Here is a 6852-nt window from a genome sequence, read left to right as displayed (position 1 = left end):
GCGCAAGCCGCCACAGCAGCGGCACACGCGTTATCTCCGAGAGAAATGGTCAGGTAAAGAGGGCCAGTCATCCGCCCTGGGGCAGGGCCACGCGCGACGGGGGCAGTCGGCGGCTCGATCGTCAAGACAGGTCCTCTGATCGTCCATTGGATGACGGGCCACGGGTCGGTGGCCGGTCATCATCGTGGTTAGACTCTACTGGATCTCTCCCAATCCGTGCAACTGGCTCTTTCCCCGGCTCGCCGCCCGGACTTGGCTTGGGCATCACTCCAGGTTTCGCACCACCAGTGCACGTCCGCGAGGCGGTGCCTCAGGCTTGGCGTGCGCCGCAGACGCGGCGCGATACCGTCTCGTTGCACCCGCATCGTCGCCTCCCGATACCAAACCTCGGAAGCGACGCCCGGCGACGACGAATGTCCCGCGGGGCGGCAGGCATCATGACCAAGGCCGCAGTTTTAGAGCCCAGCCCTTCAGTTCGTCGACAAAACGCGCGGCCCAAGGGGATGCGGCCATCAATTGGACCGGATCGATCAAGGCCAAAAGCTTGAACGAATGCTCCCCCTTACCGTAGCTGCCCCTCGTCTTGCACTTGGCGGTGGCGCCATTGATGGACTGGTACAGCTTGCCCTTGTCGATATCCTCGACGGGCCTGGACTCCACCGGCAGGGCGCTGCCCCGCAAGCCGGGACCGAAAACTGCCCGGAGTGTTTGCCGGTCGGCCAGGAACCAGGTTTCCATGCACTGGACCATCAGATGGCTCTGGCGGTCGTCGGCACCACCGGGCCGACTCCAACCATCGCCCGGTCGCCGGGCCAGGTGTGCCAACGGCTTCCAGCCAGCCATGTCGTCGCCTGGCTGGTGCGCTGCGGCGATCGGCGCTTCACTGTCCACGAGCAGCAAGGCCGGTTGCCCGTTGGCGAGCGCCGTGCAGAAATCATGATAGGCGGACTCGCGGCTGCCGCAAGCGACGATCCTGGGATAGCGAGCGACTCCGGCCTTCTTCAGGAATTGGGCAAAGCCCTCCCGACACTCGGTCCGCAGCGCCTTGGAGTCACCGCCGCCCTCGACGAACAGCTTCATACCTACCATCGCGTCCCCCCGATGTCACCGCGGGTCCACCACGCTCCCAAACGGTATTTCTCCAACCAGGGCTTAATTCTACTCCGTCACATTTGCGGCTTTGAAATATACCTGACTCAGTGAACTGCATGGGCTGAATTGACATGGATCGCTCGAAAGAGCAGCGCTCTGGAGTTAAAAATTTCGCATCGTTAGGACTCACTTGGCAGGTGACACGATGCGACGACTGATCATTTCGAAATCGACGGCGGATTTCACTTCCCACGCGGGCTTGGGGCTGGTTGGGATGGCCATTCGTGATCGCACCAACCTAGCCACGGACGCCGCCGCGGTGTCGGCGCTGCGTAGCGATGCGATGCCGTATGGTGATATGCTCGCCAGCTATGTCGCGCTGCTGTGTTTGGGCAAGAGCGACTGCGAGGCGATCGACGCCTTTCGTAACGATCCCTTTTTTCTGGAGGCCCTGGGTCTGGAGCGGGCGCCCTCCGCCGCCATCTTGCGCCAGCGCCTGGATGCCAACGCGGCCGACTTCAAGGATGCGGTCATTGTCGCCGCCATTGAGTTCCTGCGCCGCAGCGAAGCCCCGATCACCCCACTGGGTAATGGCCTGGTGCCGCTGGATGCGGATGTCGCCCCGATGAATAACGCCAAGACCAAGAAAAAGGGTGTCGCGCGGACCTACAAAGGTGAGAATGGCTTCGCCCCGACGGCCGCCTATCTGAGGCAAGAAGGCTATTGCCTGGAGTTGGAACTGCGCGAGGGGAGTCAACACAGCCAGAAAGGCCCCCCGGAACTCGCGGGTCAGCACCGCCAGGGCCTCAAGAACATCGGCCCAGCGGAACGGCGCCGCTTGGTCCTGACCACCGCTGCCCCGCGTCTTGACCTTGACGGTGTCGCGCACCATCGGCGCCTTGGTCGGATCGGGCCGCATCCAGGAGGCGATGCGGCGTGCTCAGGGTGCTCAGGTAGCGCAGCACCGTGGCCCGGGCGCGGGCTCCCCGTCATAGCCGCCCAGCATGTCGGTCACGAACCGCACCAGTAGTTCTGGCCGGCTCGGGAGGCGGATGCGGTCGCGCTCGTCCGGATACCAGGCCGCCGCCCGGCCCAGTGCCCAGGTCCGGAAGACCGCCCAGTCGCAGGCCCAGGCGATGCGGGTGTTCGGCGCGGCAGCCTCCAGCGCGGTGGTGATGGAGAGGCTCGAGGTCGCCAACCAATCGTCGCCGAGGAAGAGTGCATGGGCGACCGGGCCCGGCAGACGGCCGAGGACGGGATCGAAGCGCCCGCACGGCTCCAGCACGGTCACATCCGCTCCATGGCCACGACTCCCGACTTGATGGACCGACGGGTCCCGCCGAAGTTGATGTCCAGGATGTCCTGGTCGCGAATGCCGACCACCAGGCCATCGCCGAAGAAGGGGTGTCGTACCCGGTCGTTGATGCCCCAGTCGCCGGGGAGGACCGGCGCCTTCGGCGGCTGCGCCGGTGGTTGGTAGCGTTCCTCAAGACCCACTTCCCCCAGATAGCGGTTGAGCACCGGCGCCACCTGGAGCGACGCCTCCGGCAAGTCCGCTCCGGGGTCGGCACCGGACAGCCGGCGGGTGACCGCCTCCCCGAGCGCCGTGCTGATGCGCAGATTGGCCTCGAAGGCGAAGGGACTGGCGGCGGTCTTGGCCTGACCCCGACCCCGGATGGGAATGCCCAGCCAGGCCGCATCGAACCGCGCATCGGGCGGCACGACCAGCAGGAGTTGTTCCTGGACGCGGGTCACCGCCACATAGGCGAGCCGGCGTTCTTCCTCCGCACTGGATCGGCGCGACGGGAACAGTCCATCCTCCAGCCCGGTGACGATGACCAGGGGGAACTCGCGCCCCTTCACCTGGTGGATCGACGACAGCAGCACCGCGTCGCCGCCAGCCTCGTAGCGTTCGCGGGACCGCCGCAGGGCATCCATGCGGGCGACGAACTCACCCACCGTGGTGCGGGTGCGCACCGCCCAGTCCAGGAGCGTCTGATAGGCCAATTCCTTTTCGGCCGCCGCCTCACTGGTGGCCGAGGTGGCGAAGGCACTCACCAGATCGGTGGTGGCGGCATAGAGCCGCAGCGCCTCGGCGGCCGGCCGATCGGCCCAACCCAGGGCCTCATGCCACAACTGCGCACGATCGCTGATCCGCGTTTCGTGATAGGGCTTTTTGGCCTGGCGGGCGGTCTCCATGAGCAGGGCCGGGGCCTTCGCAGGGGTGCGGACGATGGCATCCGCCAGGGTATCGAGCGTGGCCGCGGTGAGCCACAGGGTCGGGGTCGCGAGCATGTGCCGGACGATCTCGCGGGCGCGCGGTTCGGCGAAGAGGGTGCCGGCGGCCAGGCGCAGGTAGCCCAGCAGGCCGGCGATCTCGGGGACCCGGAACAGGTCGTCCTTCGCCTTGACGTAGGGGATGTCGCGCTCCAGCAGGGCCAGTTCCAGGCTCAGCGTCTGCGCCCAGAGTCGGGCGAGGACCGCGACCTCGCGCAGCGACCGCCCGGCACGCCGCCAACCGTCGATGGCCGCCACCAGCGCGGACTGGTCGCCGGCCGAGGTGGCGCGGATCACGTCGATGCCGGTGTCCGGCGTGGACGGCGCCGAGACGCACAGGGTGTCCATGCGGTTGCGGTTGTGGCCGATCAACTGGGCGGCGGCGAGCGACACCCGGTGGCCGAAGCGGAAGGTCCGGGACAGGGTGTAGCGGGTCGCCCCGGGAAAGTGCCGGGCGAACTCGCTCCCCATGACCTCCGGCCTGGCACCGCGCCAGGCGTAGATGCACTGCGAATCATCGCCCACCGCGTTCAGGTGCGCCCGGGTGCCCACCAGTTGGATCAGTAGTTCCACCTGGACGCGACTCACGTCCTGGAACTCATCGACCACCACCAGGTCCAGCTTGTTCGTGACCAGCGCGAGCGCTTTGGGGTTGGCGCGCATCACCGCCACGGGGTCCGACAGCAGGTCGGCGAAGAACCGCAGACCCGCACGCTCTCGCGCCCTTTCAAAAAGCGCGAAGGCCCGGACGAAGTAGGCGCAGGACGGCAGCAGGCCAAACGTCCGGAAGGCGTCCGCGGCGGACAGCAGGTCGGACTTGACCAGCCCGATGAAGGCACGAAACGCCTCGAAGGCGTCCTGGCTCGGGTACTCGTCGCTGCCCTCCTCTTTCAGCGCCGCCAGGGCGGCCTCGCGGGCGAGCTTCTTTTCCACGGCTTCGCTCGTCTCCAGGCGGCGGCGGGGCAGCAGTTCCTGTTTCTCGAACAGCGCGGTGAGGGACAGCCCCAGGCTGTGGAAGGTGGACACCTTGGGCGCGGCACGGTGCGTCGGCAGTGCGCCCGCGAGCCGGGTCTGAAACTCCTTGGCCGCCTCGCGGTTGAAGGCGAGCACGCGGATGCGTTCCGCCGGTACCCCCTGCTCCAGCAGGAACAGGACCCGGCCGACCAGCATGTGGGTCTTGCCCGAGCCAGCCACGGCGTAGGTGAGGCTGTGGCCGCCGGTGTGCTCGATGGCACGGAGTTGTTCGTCGGTGTAGCCAGAGGAGGCTTGGCCGATCGGGTCGACTATCGTGATCACGGAGGAGCACCTCCCTCGTGGGCTGGGACTTGGCGTTCGACAGCAACCATTGCCAACCACTCCGGCAGCGGCACGAAGCGCGGCCCCCACTCATCGCGCGGCAAGTCAGGGTGGGACTGGTCATCGGCCCAGATGATCCAGCCGCCGACCTCGTCGGACAGGGCGCGCACCGTTTCCAGCTGCGCGTCGTCCAACGCGTCGTTTCCATGCTTTTGGCTGCCGTCGTGAAGTTCGGCCCATAGTTGGTACTCGATTCCCATCAGCCACCCCGCGCACCAACGATCCTCGCTCACGGCGCTGATAGCTTCGTAGAGGGCGCGTTGCAGCGGGGTCAGTCGTTCTTCGGGCGTCATGGTGTTCTCTCTTTGGTCTTGGTTCGGCTACGGTTCGGGGACTACCGATGATCAACGACGGCGGTACGGATGGAACGGACATTCCGGATGCCATACGACTCACTTGCCCGTCCCAATGCTCCGATTTAGATTGTCGTATCAGTACAGCGAGAAACGATGAGGTGGAGTATCAGCGCACAGGCCGCCTGAGTCCAGTCGGCACTGCGCGGCTAGCGAAGCGCCATGGCCACTCTTGCGTCCCCTTCGCCAGCGACTGTACGCATCGTTAGTGTTCCACGCCTCAGTTCCACACCACCAAACAGCATCCTTAGCCACTGGTTTCTGGCCGATTTTCGTTCGTTCGCCGAACTCTAGCGTCCCCTTTTCCTCTCGGTTCCACGCGCAAACCCCCCGGATTTCGATCGCCTCGACCGCGCGTCGCCACCCGCTATAGTTGCCATTATAGCGGCCAGCTCAATAGCGTCAATAGCAATTAAAATAGATCGCTTTACGCTTTACGCCTTGCGCTGTTCTTGCTAGGCTACTCCCCATGGTTCAGGTCTTTCCCAATTACTGAGGTTGCGATGAGCGGCACACCACGACCCGCGACACCGATAGAGCGCTTTTCAGCGTCCGTAAAGGACGGCCATCTCAAGGGGGCGCTCGATGCGTTGGCATGCCTACCGGTCAATGTAATGAGCGAGGTGCTGTTGAGGGCTGGCTTCCGGGTAGCCTTCGAGAAGAGAAAACGCAAGGTTCTGGCCGATGTCAAAGCCCAGCTGATGCAGGCCGTTGCAGTGCGGGAATTACCCCGTAACCCCTGGGAAGAGGAACGAGACATGCCCAGTGATGCGGTGTTCGGCTCCACCCCAGCGATGATCGGGGACAACGAGTGGCGAGTGATCGTCCGACCCTGTGACTTTGGCTTGAGTGGGTTTCGCACGTACTACCAATGGCGCCGGATTGGGTCGCCTACATGGCACGCCGACAAAGAATGGCCCACCTTCAATGATCAAGACGGGACCTATATGGGTTGTCCACGGTCCTTGGCGGACAAGGTGTTTTACCCGAACCAACGGGCCATCGAGACTGCCTTGGGTCAACCGCCGACGGTCCCAGCGCCCGGGCAGCAGTTGGACTTCGTCTTTTAGATCAGATTTTTGGAGTACCTACGATGAACGAAACAGCGCAACCCCGCGGAATATGGGCTTCTGCCACGGTCCACCTATGGATCGACGAACCACTCGACGCCGATGGCGAGTGGGACGAGCAGAAGGGCGAAAAGCTGAGCGAGGCGTTCACGCAACTCAATCTATCCGGGGTTGTACAGCGGGCGGTTGATGCGGCCATCGCTGGGATTCCGGAGTTGGTCGCGTGCCGTGTGACAGCGGTCGTCCAGGCCGACTAAGCGCATGGATGTGGACTCGCCGGGGCGGGATTCATAGCGGCAAGGGCTGCTGTCGCGCCGATTCGACGGCTTATGCGTTTGTCGGTCGCAAGCCGACGGCGCGAACTACCGTATGGCGCTTGATTGTTTCAGATGAGATGGGAAATGAATAAGAATCCTGGTGAGGTCTACGCCGAACTCTGGGGCGAGTATGTCGCGGCGAGACAGGCATTCGATGCGCGAGCCAATGCGCTTAGCCAGCGTGAGGGGAAGGAGCTTGGGGTGTCATGTTCGTCCCAAACCTTCGCAAAGGGCATCTTCGATACTCGGGAGGACCTCACGAAACGCGCTGAAGAGATTGTTGCCTTGATTTTTTCAAAGTTGACCATCTCGCCGGTCAGAGCGGCATCGAGATCGACAATATGGAGCATCTTGGCATTCTGCTTGCGCCAGATAATGGCCATATCG

At 64.3% G+C, this 6852-nt stretch carries 8 protein-coding genes; 3 read left to right on the top strand and 5 right to left on the bottom strand.

Going from position 1 to position 6852, the window contains the following annotated elements; genetic code table 11:
• Positions 1-435: 435 nt before the first annotated feature.
• Positions 436-1080, bottom strand: a complete 645-nt coding sequence (locus tag QZY44_RS16500; protein WP_295448426.1) for a DUF4276 family protein — start codon at positions 1078-1080, stop codon at positions 436-438.
• Positions 1081-1297: 217 nt separating this feature from the next.
• Here QZY44_RS16500 and QZY44_RS16495 point away from each other — a divergent pair, with 217 nt between their 5' ends.
• On the top strand, positions 1298-2122 hold the full coding sequence (locus tag QZY44_RS16495) for a transposase (RefSeq protein ID WP_295448423.1): 825 nt from the start codon (positions 1298-1300) through the stop codon (positions 2120-2122).
• Here QZY44_RS16495 and QZY44_RS16490 read toward each other — a convergent pair.
• From QZY44_RS16490 to QZY44_RS16480, 3 genes are read right to left on the bottom strand one after another with little or no spacing between them, the layout of a single operon-like run.
• Positions 2042-2383 (bottom strand): hypothetical protein, encoded by a 342-nt coding sequence (locus tag QZY44_RS16490; RefSeq protein ID WP_295448420.1) that lies wholly within the window; start codon positions 2381-2383, stop codon positions 2042-2044. The two genes, QZY44_RS16495 and QZY44_RS16490, sit on opposite strands and share 81 nt — an antisense overlap.
• Positions 2380-4665: an ATP-dependent helicase gene (locus tag QZY44_RS16485; protein ID WP_295448418.1), complete on the bottom strand. Its 2286-nt coding sequence runs from the start codon at positions 4663-4665 to the stop codon at positions 2380-2382. Before QZY44_RS16485 ends, QZY44_RS16490 begins: the two co-directional genes overlap by 4 nt.
• On the bottom strand, positions 4662-5018 hold the full coding sequence (locus QZY44_RS16480) for a hypothetical protein (protein ID WP_295448415.1): 357 nt from the start codon (positions 5016-5018) through the stop codon (positions 4662-4664). Before QZY44_RS16480 ends, QZY44_RS16485 begins: the two co-directional genes overlap by 4 nt.
• 563 nt (positions 5019-5581) lie before the next feature.
• On the opposite strand from QZY44_RS16480, the gene QZY44_RS16475 reads away from it, so the two are divergent.
• Positions 5582-6148, top strand: a complete 567-nt coding sequence (locus QZY44_RS16475) for a hypothetical protein (protein ID WP_295448411.1) — start codon at positions 5582-5584, stop codon at positions 6146-6148.
• A 23-nt stretch (positions 6149-6171) separates the two neighbouring features.
• A complete protein-coding gene (locus tag QZY44_RS16470) occupies positions 6172-6405 on the top strand; it encodes a hypothetical protein (protein ID WP_295448408.1) in 234 nt (77 codons plus the stop codon).
• A gap of 167 nt (positions 6406-6572) precedes the next feature.
• On the opposite strand, the gene QZY44_RS16465 is transcribed toward QZY44_RS16470, so the two are convergent.
• A partial coding sequence (locus QZY44_RS16465; RefSeq protein ID WP_295448405.1) for a HisA/HisF-related TIM barrel protein occupies positions 6573-6852 on the bottom strand: 280 nt, incomplete at its 5' end.

Source organism: uncultured Thiodictyon sp. (assembly GCA_903837595.1).
Classification (GTDB): domain Bacteria; phylum Pseudomonadota; class Gammaproteobacteria; order Chromatiales; family Chromatiaceae; genus Thiodictyon.
This window is presented reverse-complemented; position numbering and strand designations above follow the sequence as displayed.